2 protein-coding genes are annotated in these 539 nt (G+C 58.8%); one reads left to right on the top strand and one right to left on the bottom strand.

The genetic code is table 11. The features are described 5' to 3' along the window. Positions 1-179: LysR family transcriptional regulator (locus AC1DWI_RS25985; protein ID WP_477726306.1), on the bottom strand; the 179-nt coding region annotated here is incomplete at its 3' end. 104 nt (positions 180-283) lie between these two features. Between AC1DWI_RS25985 and AC1DWI_RS25990 the strand changes: the two genes are divergently transcribed. Continuing rightward, positions 284-539, top strand: a 256-nt coding sequence (locus AC1DWI_RS25990; protein ID WP_477726305.1) for a DUF1330 domain-containing protein, incomplete at its 3' end; no start/stop codon positions are given.

The raw sequence follows: 539 nt of genomic DNA on the forward strand, positions 1-539 counted from the left end.
GCTGGCGACAGGTGCAGCCGCTTGCCCTCACGGATAAAAAGCGGCACGCCGAGCTTTTCTTCCAGTTGGCGGATACGCGTCGTGATGTTGGACTGCACGCGGTGCAGGCGCTCGGCAGCACGTGTCACCCCGCCCGCCTCCACCACGGCACGAAAAATAACCAGGTCGCTCAGCTCCATGATCTCTTGAAAAGATATTAATTATCTTTATTATTCATTTTTCAGAATGAATTGTCACGCGTATCGTCCAGCCTTCATCACTTCACACCACCCAAGGAACAAGAATGGCAAAGGCTTACTGGATCGTGCGCGTCTCGGTGCGCAACATTGAGGAATATCCTCGTTACCTCACGGCGGCGCGGCCGGCCTTCGAGAAGTTCGGGGCGCGCTTTCTGGTGCGCGGCGGCGCGTACGAATGCATGGAGGGCAGCTCGCGCGAGCGCAACGTCGTCGTGGAGTTTGCCGACATGGCGACCGCCAGGGCCTGTTATGCCAGCCCTGAATACCAGGCGGCCCGGGCGATACGCCAGCAACACGCTG

This window comes from Polaromonas sp. P3_C2, from assembly GCF_056402675.1.